Origin of the sequence: Pseudomonas fluorescens (genome assembly GCF_018614655.1) — a bacterium.
GTDB classification, from domain to species: domain Bacteria; phylum Pseudomonadota; class Gammaproteobacteria; order Pseudomonadales; family Pseudomonadaceae; genus Aquipseudomonas; species Aquipseudomonas fluorescens_BX.
On record NZ_JAGGOG010000011.1, the window covers coordinates 344,055 to 358,357 of the forward strand.

General features: G+C 61.1%; 11 protein-coding genes. 3 read left to right on the top strand and 8 right to left on the bottom strand.

Annotated elements, in window-relative coordinates; translation table 11 throughout:
* Window positions 1–68: 68 nt before the first annotated feature.
* Window positions 69–851 carry an SDR family NAD(P)-dependent oxidoreductase gene (locus tag J7E41_RS11940; RefSeq protein WP_169354461.1) on the bottom strand — a complete coding sequence of 261 codons (783 nt, stop codon included), beginning with the start codon at window positions 849–851 and terminating at the stop codon, window positions 69–71.
* A 139-nt stretch (window positions 852–990) separates the two neighbouring features.
* Between J7E41_RS11940 and J7E41_RS11945 the strand changes: the two genes are divergently transcribed.
* Complete coding sequence (locus J7E41_RS11945; RefSeq protein WP_214993113.1) at window positions 991–2,139, top strand: aldose epimerase family protein; 1,149 nt, start codon at window positions 991–993, stop codon at window positions 2,137–2,139.
* 37 nt (window positions 2,140–2,176) lie between these two features.
* Here J7E41_RS11945 and araH read toward each other — a convergent pair whose 3' ends face one another.
* From araH to J7E41_RS11980, 7 genes are all read right to left on the bottom strand, one after another.
* Window positions 2,177–3,145 carry an L-arabinose ABC transporter permease AraH gene (gene araH, locus J7E41_RS11950; RefSeq protein WP_214993117.1) on the bottom strand — a complete coding sequence of 323 codons (969 nt, stop codon included), beginning with the start codon at window positions 3,143–3,145 and terminating at the stop codon, window positions 2,177–2,179.
* 10 nt (window positions 3,146–3,155) lie between these two features.
* Complete coding sequence (gene araG / locus J7E41_RS11955) at window positions 3,156–4,697, bottom strand: L-arabinose ABC transporter ATP-binding protein AraG (protein WP_214993120.1); 1,542 nt, start codon at window positions 4,695–4,697, stop codon at window positions 3,156–3,158.
* A gap of 64 nt (window positions 4,698–4,761) precedes the next feature.
* On the bottom strand, window positions 4,762–5,766 hold the full coding sequence (locus J7E41_RS11960; RefSeq protein ID WP_088423465.1) for a substrate-binding domain-containing protein: 1,005 nt from the start codon (window positions 5,764–5,766) through the stop codon (window positions 4,762–4,764).
* Window positions 5,767–5,822: 56 nt separating this feature from the next.
* A complete protein-coding gene (locus J7E41_RS11965) occupies window positions 5,823–6,698 on the bottom strand; it encodes an SMP-30/gluconolactonase/LRE family protein (RefSeq protein WP_214993123.1) in 876 nt (291 codons plus the stop codon).
* A 41-nt stretch (window positions 6,699–6,739) separates the two neighbouring features.
* On the bottom strand, window positions 6,740–8,320 hold the full coding sequence (locus J7E41_RS11970; protein WP_214993126.1) for an aldehyde dehydrogenase (NADP(+)): 1,581 nt from the start codon (window positions 8,318–8,320) through the stop codon (window positions 6,740–6,742).
* Between the two features lie 11 nt (window positions 8,321–8,331).
* On the bottom strand, window positions 8,332–9,324 hold the full coding sequence (araD1, locus tag J7E41_RS11975) for an AraD1 family protein (protein WP_214993129.1): 993 nt from the start codon (window positions 9,322–9,324) through the stop codon (window positions 8,332–8,334).
* Between the two features lie 287 nt (window positions 9,325–9,611).
* Window positions 9,612–10,934 carry an MFS transporter gene (locus J7E41_RS11980; RefSeq protein WP_214993132.1) on the bottom strand — a complete coding sequence of 441 codons (1,323 nt, stop codon included), beginning with the start codon at window positions 10,932–10,934 and terminating at the stop codon, window positions 9,612–9,614.
* Between the two features lie 190 nt (window positions 10,935–11,124).
* Between J7E41_RS11980 and J7E41_RS11985 the strand changes: the two genes are divergently transcribed.
* Together J7E41_RS11985 and J7E41_RS11990 are read left to right on the top strand one after the other, a co-directional pair.
* A complete protein-coding gene (locus J7E41_RS11985; RefSeq protein WP_214993136.1) occupies window positions 11,125–12,861 on the top strand; it encodes an IlvD/Edd family dehydratase in 1,737 nt (578 codons plus the stop codon).
* Window positions 12,862–12,917: 56 nt separating this feature from the next.
* Entirely contained in the window at window positions 12,918–13,640 is a 723-nt protein-coding gene (locus J7E41_RS11990) for a FadR/GntR family transcriptional regulator (RefSeq protein WP_169354452.1), read from the top strand.
* The last annotated feature ends 663 nt before the right edge of the window (window positions 13,641–14,303 follow it).

The following is a 14,303-nucleotide window of genomic DNA, read 5'->3' on the forward strand; positions in this document are numbered from 1 at the left end:
GCCCACCGTTGACCGTGCCTGGCACCGTTCAGAACGTTGCAAGGTAACTCGATCAGCGTCAGCAATACCTACACCCATCCTCCATCCACAATAAAATTCTGTGCCGAGCACATCGCCGATACATCAGACGCCAGAAACAGCGCCATGTTGGCGATATGTTCAGGCTCCACACTGCCCGGCAAGCACTGGCTGCGGCTGATCAGTTCCCGGGCCGCATCATCTACCCACATCGCCAGTTGTTTTTCGGTCATCACCCAGCCCGGCACCAGCGTATTGACCCTGATCCGGCTGGGCCCCAACTCCCGTGCCAGCGCGCGGGTCATGCCGTGGGCCGCTGCTTTGCTGGCGGCGTATACCGGATAACCGCTGGAGGCCATCATCCAGCCAACGGAGCCCAGGTTAATGATCGACCCTCCCCCCGCTGCCTTCATCATCGGCACCACAGCCCTGGCAGCAAAAAAAGCGTGCTTCAGGTTGACTGAAATCAGTTGGTCGAACATGTCTGAATCGATTTCATCCAGGGTGTGCCGAACGTCATTGGCGGCATTGTTCACCAGCACGTCGATCGGCCCCAGGGTCTGCGCAAGGCAGCCTATCGCAGCTTTATAGGCGATCTCGTCGGTGATATCGCAATGGGCGAATTCGACGGTATGGCCCTCGGCGGACAATATCGCCGCCAATCGGTCGCCCTGCCCTTGCGCCCGGTCCACGAAAGCCACCTTGGCACCTTGTCGTGCAAAGGCACGCACCATGGATTCGCCAATCCCTGAAGCGCCGCCGGAAATCAACACGGTTTTATCGCGCAGGTCCGGGTACGTCGCCCGGGCGACAGGTCGTTTTTCAGTGTTCATGTGACGGTCACTCCGCTGTATTTAGTCTTATTTTATATTGAAAATTTCGCAATTTTGTCTATATATCAGCACTGCATCTGATCAAAACACAATAAATAGTCGAACTATTTACCTAACAACAATAAAAGGTAGCTCAGTCATGCGGCAATCCCGATTCCTGCTTACCGGCCTCGGCCTCTCCCTGGCGATGGCCAGCCTCGGCGTTCAAGCGGCTGGCCTGTCCAGCGAACATAAACCCTTCGGCAAAACCAACGACGGTACAGCCGTCGAGCAGTACGTGTTGCGTAACAGCCATGGCGTGCAAGCCACGGTCATCACCTACGGCGCTGTATTGCAGTCGTTGAAAGTACCGGACAAACACGGCCAGTTCGCCGACGTGGTACTGGGCTTCGATGACGTCCAGGGCTATCAGGCCGGCACCGCGTTCTTTGGCGCGACCATCGGCCGTTTTGGCAACCGCCTGGCCAAGGGCGCGTTCGAGCTGGACGGCAAACACTTTCAAGTGCCCCTCAACGACGGGCCGAACTCGTTGCATGGCGGCGCGCAAGGCTTCGACAAGCACGTGTGGAAAGCTCAGCCGGTCAAGCAAAAGGACGCGGTAGGCGTGACCTTGAGCTACCTGTCGAAGGACGGCGAAATGGGCTTTCCCGGCAACCTGAAAGTCGATGTCACCTATAGCCTCAACGACAACAACGAGCTGCACATCGACTACAAGGCCACCACCGATAAACCCACGGTGCTGAACCTCACCAACCACAGTTACTTCAACCTCGCCGGCGCCGGTCACGGTGACGTGCTCAAGCAGCTGGCCACCCTGAATGCCAGCCATTACACCCCGGTCAACAGCACCTTGATTCCCACCGGCGAACTGGCTCCGGTCGCCGGCACGCCGATGGACTTTCTCAAACCCACCGCCATCGGCCAACACATCAAGGACGATCATCCCCAGCTGAAATTCGCCGAACCGAAACAAGGTGGCTTTGACTTCAACTGGGTGCTGGATACCCAGGGTGATGTCGGCAAACTGGCCGCAGAGGTTCGCGACCCGCAGTCCGGTCGCCGCTTGCAGCTCTATACCAGTGAACCCGGCGTGCAGTTCTATACCAGCAACTTCCTCGACGGGTCGGTCAAGGGCAAGGGGGGCAAACCTTACGCCCACTGGAGTGCGTTTACCCTGGAAACCCAGCATTACCCCGACGCACCCAACCAGCCGAACTTCCCGTCAACCCGTCTCGACCCTGGCCAGACCTATACCCAAAACACCGTGCTGAAATTCTCCGCCGACTGAACAGGTTTCCGCCGCAACCCAAGGTTGCGGCGGATGATCAGCGTTGTTTCATTCGGTCGATCACCACCGCCAGCAGCAAAATCGAGCCCCGGATCACATACTGGTAGAAGGTATCGATGTTCTTCAGGTTCATCGCATTCTCGATGATCGCCAGAATCAACACCCCGGCAATCACGTGGCGAATCATGCCAATCCCGCCGCTCAACGACACCCCGCCCAGTACGCAGGCAGAAATCACCGTCAACTCGAACCCCTGGCCAATCATCGGCTGGCCCGAGGTCATGCGCGAGGCAAGAATGACGCCGGCCAAGGCGCCGATCACCCCGTGTACGGCGAAAATGATGATCTTGGTGCGGTCAACGTTCACCCCCGCCAGCAACGCCGCTTCCGGGTTGCCGCCGATGGCCATGGTGTTGCGCCCGTAGGTGGTGTAATTGAGCAGCCAGCCGAAAAACAGGAAGCACACGATGGTGATCAGAATCGGCACCGGCACGCCAAACAACTGGCCGTTGCCAAAGACAAAGAACGAATCCTGGGACACGCCCACCGCCTTGCCATTGGCAAAGATATAGGCCAGGCCCCGCACGATCTGCATGGTCGCCAGCGTCGTGATGAGCGCGTTGACCCGCAGCTTGGCAATCACAATTCCGTTGATCAACCCCACCACCAGACCCATCAGCAGCGCGGCACCGATACCCAGCAGGACGCTGTCGGTGTCACGCATCACGATCGCGGCCACCACCCCGGCGCAGGCAATCACCGAGCCCACTGACAGGTCGAAATGCCCCGACGCCAGGCAATACAACATGGTGCACGCGGCAATCCCGGTGGTGGAGATCGCCAACCCCAGGCCGCGCATGTTGAGCGGCGACAGGAAGTTGTCGATCAGCAAGGTGCAGAGCACGAAGATCCCCACCGCCGCCAACAGCATCGCCCAGTTGTCGAGCAGGCTGCGCAGGTCCAGGGGCTTGCGCTCCGTGGGCAAAGCAGTGTTTTGGCTTGTCATAGTCACCTCGTTAGTTCCCCTGGCTGTCGGCGCGCAGGCGCGGCAGGGCCATTTGCAGCAGGTTGGATTCATTGGCGTGCTCGCGCTGCATCTCGCCGCGCATCGCACCTTCACACAGCACCAGGATGCGGTCGGAAACCCCCATCACTTCCATCAGGTCGCTGGATACCACAATCACCGCAATCCCGCGGGCCGCCAGGTCATGGATGATCTGGTAAATCTCGGCCTTCGCGCCGATATCGATGCCACGGGTGGGCTCGTCGAGCAGCAGGACTTTCATCGGCATCGACAGCCAACGGCCCAGAATGGCCTTCTGCTGATTGCCACCGGACAGGTACATGATCTTCTGCGTCGCCGTGGGCGTCTTGACCTTCAGCGCCTTGATCTGCCGGGCGGCGTTGTCCTTCTCCCAGTTGCCGCGCAACAACCAACCAAAGCGCGAATGCGCACTGCGCGCGCTGATATTGATGTTCTCGGCGACGCTGGACAGCGGCACGATGCCCTCCTTCTTGCGATCTTCGGGGCACAGCAAGATACCGGCGTCGATGGCATCTCGGGGTGAACGCAGGCGCAGTGCTTCACCGCACAAGTCGAGGCTGCCGGCCGTGGTGCGCGCAAGGCCGCCCAATAGCCGCAGCAGCTCGGTACGCCCGGCGCCCACCAGCCCGAACAGGCCGAGAATCTCGCCCTGGTGCGCCTCGAAACTCACAGGTTCACGCAAGCCGGGGCCGAGCAGGCCATTAACCTTGAGCGCCACCGCACCCCGAGCACGCGGGCGGTAATCGTAGATGTCCTGAATGTCGCGACCGACCATGCAGGTCACCAGTTGATCGTGGGTCAGCGTGCTCATGTCCTCGAACGTACGCACGTAGCGACCGTCCTTGAACACCGTCACCGCGTTGCAGATGCGGAACACCTCTTCCATGCGATGGGACACGTACAGCACCACTTTGCCCTCGTCCCGCAAGCGACCGATGATCGCCATCAAGCGGTCGATCTCCCGCGCCGACAGGCTGCTGGTGGGTTCGTCGAATGCAATGACGTGAGCGCCACGGGACAACGCCTTGGCGATTTCCACCAACTGACGCTGGCCCAGGGACAGCCCGCCGACTTTCTCCTGAGGGTCGATTTCGTCCGCCAGGCCCTTGAGACAAGCCAGTGCCTGCTGGCGCAACGCGCTGCGATTGATCAAGCCAAAGCTGGCCGGCAGATGCCCGAGGAACAGGTTTTCGGCCACGCTCATTTCCGGCACCAGGTGCAACTCCTGGTGAATCACCGCGACGCCGCTGGCGATGCTGTCAGCCGCGCACTTGAAGGCCATGGTGTGCGCGCCGATCTGCACGTTGCCGCTGCTCGGCACATACGCGCCACCGAGGATTTTCAGCAGTGTGGATTTGCCGGCGCCGTTCTCGCCCATCAAGGCGTGGACCTGCCCGGGGTGGGCGGTAAAACTGATGCCATCCAGCGCCTTGACCCCGGGAAAGGTCTTGCCGATGCCGTTGAAGCGCAGGCTCGCGCCCACGCTGTCGAGTTGTTTCAGTTGCGCGTGCATAACCACCTCATCACACAGGTCAGGCAGCCCTGTCAGCAGGGCCGCCGGGGAACGTCAGCGGTCTTCAGTTCCACAGACCGATCTTTTCCAGCTCCTGCTTGAAGTTCTCGCGGGTGATCAGCGTCACTTCGTCCATCGCCGTGTATTTCGGCGGTTCCTTACCGGTGGTGATCCACTCGAACATCATGCTGGCGGTGTTGTAGCCCTCGATGTGGGGGCTGGGCAGCATGGAACCGAAGAAGCCGCTGTTGGCTTTCTTCAACTCGCCGATGGCGTCGGTGCCGTTGATGCCGATACCGATGACATTGGCGGCGGCAAAGCCGGCGCTTTCGGTCGCGCGTACGCCACCGAGCACGGTGTTGTCATTCATGCCGCCGATGATCAGGTTTTTTGCGCCACTGGGCAGTTTCACCAGCGCCGAGTTGGTGGCGTCCATGCTGCCGGGTACGTCGAGGGTCTTGAGGGCGGCGAACAGAATATGGTCGTCTGGAATACCCGCCGCTTTCAGGGATTTGACCGAACCGTCGGTGCGCTTCTTACCGGTGTCGAGTTCGTTGTAGGTGTTGATCACCGCATAGGTGTCTTTCCAGTCCCAGCCGCGTTTTTTCGCTTCAGTGGCCATGGCGCTGCCCTGCTTTTCACCGACTTCAAAGGCGGCCATGCCCAGGTAAGGCACGTCCTCCATGAAGTTGCCCTTGGCATCGACAAAACGGTCATCCACGGCGATCACTTTCAAGCCATTGGCTTTGGCCTTGGCCATGATGGCCGGGCCGAGGGACACGTCCGGCGGGCAAATCACAAAGCCCTTGGCGCCGTTGGCGGCCAGGCTATCGATGGCCGAGAGGGTTTTCTCGCCATCGGGTACGGCGATCTTGATCACTTCAAAGCCCTTGTCCTTGCCGGCCTTTTCGGCGAAAGCCCATTCGGTCTGGAACCAGGGCTCCTCCGCCTGCTTGACCAGAAAGCCGATCTTCACCGGCTCAGCAGCCAGCAACAGGCTGCTGAGGCTGACGGCGGACACCGCCACAGCGGCGCAGCACAGGGAACGGATACCACGACGACGATTCATAGGGTGACTCCTTGTTGTTTTTTTTGAGTGCGTTAAACAGCGGTGAAGCCTGTTGGTTATCCTGCAAACCGGTGACAGAGTCTCCCCGGGACATCGACCTCGATAGCCAGTACCGCGCCGTCCAGCGGGTGATTCAGCGGGCTGATGGCACTGGTGATGTACAAGGTCTTGAGGTCCTGGCCTGCGAAGACGCAACTGGTAGGACGGCTGACCGGCAGCTCGATCACACGGTCGACTTCGCCGCCCGGCGTCAACCGGAGCAGGCAACTGCCGTCCCAGCGGGCGTTCCAGATGTAGCCTTCGGCGTCCATGGCAGAGCCGTCCGGGCCGCCACGCGTGTGTGGCCCGAACCAGACTTGCGCGGGTCCGAGCTGGCCATCTTCAGTAATCGGAAATTGATACAGCGTGCCGTCCAGGCTGTCGCCGAAATGCACGTGGGTGGTAGCGTCGTTCCACAGCAAAGTGTTGGGAATCCCCAGGCCGTGCAGCAACGGCGTGACCTGCCCGTCGGCATCGACCCGGAACAACCCGCCGGAACGCCGCACCACCGGCAGGTCTTCACCGTGCGCCCCGATGTTGTTTTGCATGGTGCCCAGCCAGAGCCGGCCTTGGGCATCGCAGCGCGCTTCATTGGCACGGTTGCCCGGTTGCGGGTCGGCGACGCAGAGCAAAGTCAGCCGTGGATCGGCCCGCGCCGAATCGAGGTCGAGCCGATACACGCCACTGCTCAGGGTCACCAGCGCATCACCGCTTGCACACGGGATAAACGCCGAGACGGGCTCAGGCAGTTGCCAGATGTGCAGTTGCCCGCCCTTCAGGCGCAGCGCCTGCTGGCCGATGATATCCACCCAATACAGCGCCTGGCCCGGCACGTCCCAGAACGGGCCTTCGCCCAGTCGCGCTCGGTGCGGGGTAACTGCGGTCCACGACATGAAACCTCCTGCCTTCTTGTTGTTTGCTTTGCTTACTAGCGTTACAAGGCCTCGCGAGACGGCTGCCCATCCACCAGACGCTGAATGCGCAAGGGGTTGGCATTTTTCAACGCGTCGGGGAGCAGGCTATCAGGGTAATTTTGAAAGCACACAGGTCGCAGGAAACGGTCAATCGCCAAGGTACCTACCGAGGTACCACGGGCATCGGAAGTCGCCGGATAAGGCCCGCCATGCACCATGGCGTCACACACCTCGACGCCGGTGGGGTAGCCGTTGAGCAGGATGCGGCCGACCTTTTGCTCCAACAGCGGTGTCAATTCGCCGAACTGCACAAAATCCGCAGGCTCGCCAATGATCGTTGCCGTAAGTTGGCCGTGCAGGCCGTGCAACGCGGCACTCAGTTGCGCCTGGTCGGCGACTTCCACGAACACCGTGGTGGGGCCGAACACTTCTTCCTGCAACACCTCATCGCCGTTGATCAGCAGGCTGGCATCCGCTTTAAACAGCTGTGGTTGCGCCTGATTGCCGGCTTGCGCCTGGCCCGCCAGGTGCTCAATGCCAGGATGGGCGAGCAGCGTGTGCAAGCCTTTGCCATAGCTGCTCAACGTGCCGGCGTTGAGCATGGTTTGCGTCGCTTGGTTACCGATCAGTTGGGCGACCTGTTGGGTGAAGGCGGTGAACGCCGGCGAGGCAATACCGATCACCAGGCCCGGATTCGTGCAGAACTGGCCGCAGCCTTGTACCACCGAGGCGACCAGATCGCGGGCGACGGTGTCTGCCCGTGTTTGCAGGGCCTGGGGCAAGACGATGACGGGGTTGATGCTGGACATCTCGGCGAACACCGGGATCGGTTGCGGGCGTGCGGCCGCCATATCACACAGGGCTCGGCCGCCCTTGAGCGAGCCCGTGAAACCCACGGCCTGGATCGCCGGGTGCTTGACCAGCGCTTCACCCACTCCGGCACCGAAGATCATGTTGAACACGCCATCTGGCATGCCGGTGCTGTGGGCTGCCCGGATGATCGCATCGGCAACCCGCTCGGCGGTGGCCATGTGGCCGCTGTGGGCCTTGAACACCACCGGGCAACCGGCCGCCAGCGCTGCAGCGGTGTCGCCGCCGGCAGTGGAAAATGCCAAGGGAAAGTTGCTCGCCCCAAACACCGCGACCGGCCCAAGGCCAATACGGTACTGGCGCAAATCCGGGCGTGGCAATGGCTGACGATCCGGCAGCGCCTGATCGATACGCGCACCGTAGAAGTCGCCGCGCCGCAGCACCTTGGCGAACAGCCGCATCTGGCCGCTGGTACGGCCGCGCTCGCCCTGGATACGCCCGGCGGGCAATGCCGTTTCTCGGCAGACCAAGGCGACAAAATCATCGCCAAGGGCGTCCAGTTCATCGGCTATCGCCTCCAGAAACGATGCACGATGCTGCGCACTCAGGGTTCGATAGGCCGGGTAAGCCGTCGCGGCGGCGTTGGCAGCGGCGTCGACTTCCTGCGCCGTTGCCTGGTAGAAATCATAGGGCAAGGCCTCGCCGGTGGTGGCGTCGATACTTTGAAGCGTAACGCTGCCGGTCGCGCTGCGCTGGCTGCCGATATAGTTGTGGCCGCAAATCTGGGTCATGCCTGTCTCCTTTAAAGGGTGCCTACGTCACCGGGTGCCACAACCCCATCGACCCTGGCAATGCCGTTGATCAATGGCGCGCCGAATTCAGCCTGGCTGATTTCGAACACATCGCCTGGCTGGGTACGAATGCCGTCGGCAAACGACAAGGTTGCCGTGCCGAAGAAATGGATATGTACATCCCCTGGCCGCAGGAACTGACTGTATTTGAAATGGTGATATTCAAGGTTTTCCAGGCTGTGGCACATGTTCGCTTCGCCACTGAGGAATTCGTTCTGCCACAGCACCTCGCCGTTGCGCACGATGCGGCTGGTGCCCGCCAGATGCCTGGGCAGCTCACCCAGACGCAACTCGGGACCATAGCTACAACTGCGCAGTTTGGAGTGGGCCAGGTACAGGTAATTCTTGCGTTCCATCACGTGGTCGGAAAACTCATTGCCCACCGCGTAGCCCAGCCGATACGGCTTACCGTCGTGACCAATGACGTACAGCCCGGCGATTTCCGGCTCTTCGCCGGCGTCTTCGGCAAACGCCGGCACCGGGAACGGATGGCCCGGGCGCACGACGATGCTGCCGTCGCCTTTGTAGAACCACTCCGGTTGCACACCTGCCTGGCCAGAGGCGGGTTTGCCGCCCTCCACCCCCCATTTGAAGATGCGCATGGTGTCGGTCATCGTGCTCTCGTCACCGGCCTGCTGGTGCATCTTGTCCCGCGCCGATGCACTGCCCAGATGGGTCAGGCCGGTACCGCTGACCAACATATGCGCCGGGTCCGGGTGATCCAGCGGGGGCAAAATTCTTTGCTTGGCCAGCAGTTCGGCGTAGTCGTGGCTGGCCGCCAGGCCCAGACGTTCTATTTGCTGGTGCAAGGTCAGGCCTGCCTCGATGGCGGCAAGTGCCAGGTCCCGTACCGTGCGTGCGGATTGCACCTCGCGAACCTGCCCGCCCTCGACCACGCCTACCCGGCGCTCGCCGTTACTCAATTCAAACTGCACTAAACCCATGAGTGTTCTCCTGATTGCCAATTAAGTACCACGCCCTTTCAAGGTGTTTTTTGGCTGGTCACTGAAAGGCGAACACAACCCCTGTGGCGAGGGGGCTTGCCCCCGTTGGGCCGCGAAGCGGCCCCATCAGGATCGCTGAGTTTTTCAGATAGACCGAGATGGCAGGTTTTAGGGCCGCTGCGCAGCCCAACGGGGGCGATACGGCGGTCCGGCAAGCCCCCTCGCCACAAAGTCAGTGTTCGCTCTCCAAATACGGCTGTTTTTGTAAGGCCTTGAAAGGCATGCAATTAAGTACGTGTGGCGCCACGAGCGCTGGCGGCGAACTGGTCGGCCGGCAGCACGTGCTTGCGCTCCAGCAATCGATAGACCACCCCGGTCAACAACAGCCCGAACACCATCACGCACGCCAGGAAGTACAAGCCCGACGCCAAGTTGCCGGTGTACTCCTTGAGTGCGCCGATCACGAACGGGCCGATGTAACCGCCGAGGTTGCCCACCGAATTGATCAAGGCGATGCCTGCCGCCGCGCTGGCGCCGGCAAAAAAACGCCCCGGCAAGGTCCAGAACACCGCCGTGCAGGAGAACAGTGCGAATGCTACCAGGCACAGCGCCGCCAGCTGCAGCACAGGAGCCGTCAGCCAGGCGCTGAAAAACAGACCGATTGCACCCAACACGTACAGCACCGCCAGGTGGCCGTAGCGATCATTCAATCGGTCGGAGCTGCGCGGAATGATCAGCAAACCAATGATCCCGAAAACGTACGGCACCGAGGACACGAACCCGGTGGTCAGGTCGCTGCCGCCGAACTGCTTGATCAAGGTCGGCAGCCACAGGCCCAGGCCATAAATGCTCAAGGTCACCGGCAGGTAGAACAGCGCCAGCAGCAACACGCGTTTGTCCTTCAGGGCATGCAGCGGATTACCGTGACGGGTCTGGCCGTAGGCTTGCAGGTCCTTGTTCAGCTCCCCGGTCAACCAGTCCTTCTCGGCCTGATCCATCCATTTGACCTGGTGTGGCCCATCCGGCAGGTAACGCAGTACCGGCCAGGTCAGAAGAATCGCCGGCGTACCGATGACGATGAACAGCCACTGCCAGCCATGCAGGCCAAGCATACCGTCCATGCCCAGCAACCCGCCCGACACGGGGCCGGTGATCATCATCGCGATGGGTTGCGAAAGGATGAACAGCCCCAGGATCTTGCCGCGGTGGCGCACCGGGAACCATTGGGTGATGTAGTAGAGAACGCCAGGAAAGAACCCGGCTTCGGCTGCGCCCAGCAGAAAGCGCATTACATAGAAGCTGTGGGGCCCCTGGACAAACGCCATGCCGATGGTGATGGCGCCCCAGGTAACCATGATGCGTGCAAACCAACGCCGGGCGCCGAAGCGGTCGAGCATCAGGTTGCTGGGGATTTCCAGGAGAAAGTAGCCAATGAAGAACAGGCCCGCCCCCAACCCATAAGCCGCGTCACCGATGCCGACATCGGCGCCCATGTGCAATTTGGCGAAGCCGACGGCAGAACGGTCCACATAAGCGATCAGATACAGCAAGATCAGGAAGGGAATCAGTTTCAGTGTGATGCGACGAATAAGCCGCAGTTCCTGGCTCATGAGATCGATCTCCGATTGTTGTTTTTATAGAGCTCGGGGGACGCCTCTCGCGGAAAATCGCCAGGGTCATACCTCAGTTGCAAATGACTATATAGTAGTACTATTTGATAAACAACACTTCCAAACAGAAGAGTTAGCGCTTATGTTAGCGCCAAAGAGAACATATAGTCATACAATAAGAGAAGTGATCATGCCTGATAAAAAGCCTGGCCTACGCTCCGCCCAATGGTTTGGTACCGCCGATAAAAACGGCTTCATGTACCGCAGCTGGATGAAGAACCAAGGCATTGCCGACCACCAATTCCATGGCAAGCCCATCATCGGGATCTGCAACACATGGTCAGAGCTGACCCCGTGCAATGCGCACTTCCGCCAGATTGCCGAGCATGTCAAACGCGGGGTGATTGAAGCCGGTGGCTTCCCCGTGGAGTTCCCAGTGTTCTCCAACGGCGAATCGAACCTGCGCCCCACCGCCATGCTCACCCGTAACCTGGCCAGCATGGACGTGGAGGAAGCCATTCGCGGCAACCCCATCGACGGCGTGGTGCTGCTGACCGGCTGCGACAAAACCACCCCGGCGCTGCTGATGGGCGCCGCCAGTTGCGACGTCCCGGCCATCGTTGTCACCGGCGGGCCAATGCTCAACGGCAAGCACAAGGGCCAGGACATCGGCTCCGGCACCGTGGTGTGGCAGCTCAGCGAACAGGTCAAGGCGGGCACCATCACCCTCGACGATTTCCTCGCGGCCGAAGGCGGCATGTCGCGCTCGGCAGGCACCTGCAACACCATGGGCACCGCCTCGACAATGGCCTGCATGGCCGAAGCACTGGGCACCTCCCTGCCCCACAACGCGGCGATTCCGGCGGTGGATGCGCGACGTTACGTACTCGCGCACATGTCTGGCATGCGCGCGGTGGAGATGGTCCGCGAAGACTTGAAACTGTCGAAGATCCTCACCAAGGAAGCCTTCGAAAACGCCATCCGCGTCAACGCGGCCATCGGCGGCTCGACCAACGCGGTGATTCACTTGAAAGCCATCGCCGGGCGTATCGGCGTCGAGCTGGACCTGGATGACTGGACCCGCATGGGCCGCGGCATGCCGACCATCGTCGACCTGCAACCGTCCGGGCGCTTCCTGATGGAAGAGTTCTATTATGCCGGCGGCCTACCTGCAGTGCTGCGCCGCCTCGGTGAAGCCAACCTGATCCCACACCCCAACGCCTTGACCGTCAATGGCAAGTCCATCGGCGAAAACACCAAGGATGCACCGATCTACGGCCAGGACGAGGTCATCCGAACCCTCGAAAACCCGATCCGCGCCGACGGCGGTATCTGTGTGCTGCGTGGCAACCTCGCCCCACTGGGTGCAGTGCTCAAGCCTTCGGCCGCCAGCGCCGAACTGATGCAACATCGCGGGCGGGCGGTGGTGTTCGAGAACTTCGACATGTACAAGGCACGGATCAACGACCCGGAACTGGACGTCGATGCCAACTCGATTCTGGTGATGAAAAACTGTGGGCCCAAGGGTTACCCCGGCATGGCGGAGGTGGGCAACATGGGCTTGCCGGCCAAACTGCTGGCCTTGGGGGTAACCGACATGGTGCGTATTTCCGATGCGCGCATGAGCGGTACGGCATACGGCACCGTGGTGCTGCACGTGGCACCGGAAGCGGCTGCCGGCGGACCGTTGGCCACGGTTAAGGAAGGCGACTGGATCGAACTCGATTGCGCCAACGGGCGGTTGCACCTGGACATTCCGGACGCCGAACTGGCGGCACGGATGGCGGACCTTGCACCGCCACAGCAACTGATTGTCGGGGGCTATCGGCAGTTGTATATCGACCACGTATTGCAGGCGGACCAAGGCTGCGACTTCGACTTCCTGGTGGGCTGCCGTGGCGCCGAGGTGCCGCGTCATTCCCACTAATTGGGATAGGAGCGGTGCTATGATGCCGCGTATTTCGCCAGAGTAGCTTCCCTGTTATGGATCAGCAGCCGACCAAGCCGCGCAAGAGCATGCACGCCCAAATCGTTCAAGACTTGGGCATGCACATCGTTTCCGGACGCTTCAAGCCGGAAGAACGATTGCCCATGGAGGCTACCCTGTGCGAGGAATACAAAGTCAGCCGGTCGGTGTTGCGTGAGGCAACTCGGGTGCTGAGTGCCAAGGGGCTGGTGATTTCCAAGCCAAAGGTTGGCGCGGTGGTACGCCCACGGGCACAGTGGCACTTGCTGGACCCTGACGTGCTGTCCTGGCTGATGCAGTCGACGCCCCACAGCGAGTTTTTCAACACCCTGGCCGGTGTACGCCGAATCCTGGAGCCGGAAATCGCCGCCATGGCCGCGTCCACCGCCACCGACACCGACATCGCCGTCATCGAAAAGGCCTACCTGGGCATGGAAACCGCCCAGACCCACGACGCCCTGCTGCAAGCCGACCTGGACTTCCACCGGGCGATTGCCGATGCAACCCGTAACGACTTGCTTGCCTACATGTGCAACATGCTGTCGCTGCCACTTCGAGAGTCCATCAACATCACCAACCGTCGCCCCGACATCCAGGGGCTCAGCCTGCCCCGGCACAAAGCGATACTGACGGCGATCAAGAATCGTGATGCCCTCGGCGCCCGTCATGCCTCGCTGGTTCAGCTGGACGATACCCGCGTGGCCCTGGACACCGTAATGAATGTGCTGACACCTCTGTAATGCAGCGGCCGGAATGCTTCTGGGCGTTCGGTTGTCCTGTAGATTTGGCCCGTTGTAGCCGCTGTCGAGGCACGCGGCTGCGATAAGGGCCGCAGGACCTTCGGCCGTTTCAAGACCCTGGCGACTGCTGCGCAGCCGATCGCAGGCTGCGCCAGCGGCTACAGGTGATCGGCTGCAGCCCTGTAGATACCGTCTTGCGCGTCACCAGGCAAGAGCCCTGTCAGGTCATACATTTGGCCCGTTGTAGCCGCTGCCGAGGTACGAGGCTGCGATAAGGGCCGCAGGACCTTCGGCCGTTTCAAGATCCTGACGACTGCTGCGCAGCCGATCGCAGGCTGCGCCAGCGGCTACAGGTGATCGGCAGCGGCCCTGTAGATACCGTCTTGCGCGTCACCAGGCAAGAGCCCTGCCAGGTCATACATTTGGCCCGTTGTAGCCGCTGTCGAGGCACGAGGCTGCGATAAGGGCCGCAGGACCTTCAGGATCCTGGCGACTGCTACACAGCCGATCGCAGGCTGCGCCAGCGGCTACAGGTGATCGGCTGCGCTGCCCCAACCTGTAGCTCGGCAACGGCTACAACCGTATTCGCTCGACCTTTTGATCTTCACAAGCCAGTGGTTTTGTTACCAGAACCGCTGCTGGGTCAAGCGGCTCCACCAGGCC

What these genes read in the sequence shown, in the direction of transcription:
- J7E41_RS11940 (WP_169354461.1), bottom strand. Translation starts at nt 851, where the DNA reads ATGAACACTGAAAAACGACCTGTCGCCCGGGCGACGTACCCGGACCTG.
- J7E41_RS11945 (WP_214993113.1), top strand. Translation starts at nt 991, where the DNA reads ATGCGGCAATCCCGATTCCTGCTTACCGGCCTCGGCCTCTCCCTGGCG.
- araH (WP_214993117.1), bottom strand. Translation starts at nt 3,145, where the DNA reads ATGACAAGCCAAAACACTGCTTTGCCCACGGAGCGCAAGCCCCTGGAC.
- araG (WP_214993120.1), bottom strand. Translation starts at nt 4,697, where the DNA reads ATGCACGCGCAACTGAAACAACTCGACAGCGTGGGCGCGAGCCTGCGC.
- J7E41_RS11960 (WP_088423465.1), bottom strand. Translation starts at nt 5,766, where the DNA reads ATGAATCGTCGTCGTGGTATCCGTTCCCTGTGCTGCGCCGCTGTGGCG.
- J7E41_RS11965 (WP_214993123.1), bottom strand. Translation starts at nt 6,698, where the DNA reads ATGTCGTGGACCGCAGTTACCCCGCACCGAGCGCGACTGGGCGAAGGC.
- J7E41_RS11970 (WP_214993126.1), bottom strand. Translation starts at nt 8,320, where the DNA reads ATGACCCAGATTTGCGGCCACAACTATATCGGCAGCCAGCGCAGCGCG.
- araD1 (WP_214993129.1), bottom strand. Translation starts at nt 9,324, where the DNA reads ATGGGTTTAGTGCAGTTTGAATTGAGTAACGGCGAGCGCCGGGTAGGC.
- J7E41_RS11980 (WP_214993132.1), bottom strand. Translation starts at nt 10,934, where the DNA reads ATGAGCCAGGAACTGCGGCTTATTCGTCGCATCACACTGAAACTGATT.
- J7E41_RS11985 (WP_214993136.1), top strand. Translation starts at nt 11,125, where the DNA reads ATGCCTGATAAAAAGCCTGGCCTACGCTCCGCCCAATGGTTTGGTACC.
- J7E41_RS11990 (WP_169354452.1), top strand. Translation starts at nt 12,918, where the DNA reads ATGGATCAGCAGCCGACCAAGCCGCGCAAGAGCATGCACGCCCAAATC.